Source organism: Thermodesulfitimonas sp. (assembly GCF_052743955.1).
Genome location: NZ_JBRAIN010000129.1, coordinates 2,056 through 3,697, shown reverse-complemented (window position 1 = coordinate 3,697; position 1,642 = coordinate 2,056). Strand labels below are relative to the sequence as shown.

The following is a 1,642-nucleotide window of genomic DNA, read 5'->3' as shown; positions in this document are numbered from 1 at the left end:
AAAGTTTACCGAAGAGAGAACGCCGTTCGCTCTTCGCTGGCACCTCTTTCGCAACGAATTTTTCTGCCAAGCGGATAACGTCCTGGGCCACCCTGCTCCCCTTGCTTAAAGCGACAAAGGGTATCCCTTTGTTCGCCGCCGCATGAGCCGTTTTCGGGTCGGCACTAATGACATCGAGCCTCTGCAAGCCGAGCGACCTTTCCACGTCCGCAAGCTTCAGCCCACCCCCAAAGGAAGCGTTATTCAGTACCACACGGATTTTCTCCCCAAGCTGGTGCATGTTAAGAAACTCAACGTCCGCCTTAAGGCGGCGCAGGGCCACCACGTCCGTCTGGCCGACCACTACGATCTCGTCGGCTAGGTCAAGCACCCGGGCTACCGCCGCGTTCAGCACTGGTGGCGTATCCATTAACACGTAATCCGCGCCCTCGCGGAGGGCCTCTAAAACAGCCGGGATGCCGGCCGCCACCGCCGCAAAATCCTCCTCTCGCGACGGGATGGCCCCGATGACCCGCACCCCGTAAGGTGGGTCACCTCATAACTTTTGATAATCTCCTCGTTGATCTCGGATTCCCGGACAAGCTCGGCAATACTACCGGGGAGGCTCAGGTTAAAAAGGGCAGCCACATCCCCGGCGGCGATATCGAGGTCAACCACCGTAACCCGCTGCTTGAATTCCTGGCTCAGAGCCACGGCTAAGTTACAGCACAGAGTACTGCGGCCAGCACCGCCTTTGCTCCCGAAAAAGACTACTATCTGGCCGGGCACGGCCTCTTCCGGCGCCTGCTGCAAACGGAGCAGGGTATCCTGCCGCTTCTTCGCCTTTTCATAGACCCGGCGGATCGTATCTGCCAGTTCCTGGGAGGTAAATGGTTTGATCAGGTAGTCGCTAGCCCCGGCAGCCATTGCTTTTCGCAGGTATTCATGCTCCCCCTGAACAGAAATAATGATTACCGCCGTCTGAGGTACGGTTTCGGTGATTTTCTCCGTAGCGCTGATGCCGTCGAGCCCAGGCATGTTGATATCCATCAAGACCACATCGGGTTTAAGTTCCTGCACCACCCGGATGGCCTCTTCCCCGTCGCCGGCCTCACCGATCACTTTGATATCCTCTTCGAAAAACAGGAGGCGCTTAACGTCCTCCCTGGTGTTAACGATATCGTCGGCTACTACTACGGTAATTAAGCTCATGACAACATATCCCCCTCTATCCCGCAAGAAAGCTCAGCTGATTTTAGCGCGGTTGCGTCATCTGCTGCGCGGTAGCGGCTTGTACTGGTTTTGGCACCTGCCCAAGCAAGTCTTCGATTTTGGCTGGAGGTAGCTTTACCTTCTCCTTGTCCACCGGCGAGCGTAGTACCAGCCGGATACTGCCGCGCTCCGCAGCTAAAATAAGCACCTGGGCCGCCGCCGGCGTCACCGCCAGGGTCACGTGCTGAAACCCCGTGTCCTTCTTATCTTTCTTCTCCTCCGGCGTTAACTTCTGACCGGTAGCCAAAACCCGAATATCACTTAAAATTGTGGCGGTGTACGTAGTCTTGGGTTGATTAGGATCTGCCGGAGCAATATCTAAAGTCGCTACCACATCAACCCGGTCGCCTGGCTGCACCATCCCACCTACACTGGAAACTTCAGTTACCGC

The 1,642-nt window shown here is 56.5% G+C and carries 3 protein-coding genes; all 3 read right to left on the bottom strand.

Annotated features, from left to right (window positions below):
- Positions 1–469, bottom strand: a 469-nt coding sequence (locus ACUVTA_RS08945) for an AAA family ATPase (RefSeq protein WP_445952594.1), incomplete at its 3' end; no start/stop codon positions are given.
- Positions 442–1,191, bottom strand: a complete 750-nt coding sequence (locus tag ACUVTA_RS08940) for a response regulator (RefSeq protein WP_445952593.1) — start codon at positions 1,189–1,191, stop codon at positions 442–444. The genes ACUVTA_RS08940 and ACUVTA_RS08945, both read right to left, overlap by 28 nt.
- A gap of 43 nt (positions 1,192–1,234) precedes the next feature.
- Positions 1,235–1,642: Flp pilus assembly protein CpaB (gene cpaB, locus ACUVTA_RS08935; protein WP_445952592.1), on the bottom strand; the 408-nt coding region annotated here is incomplete at its 5' end.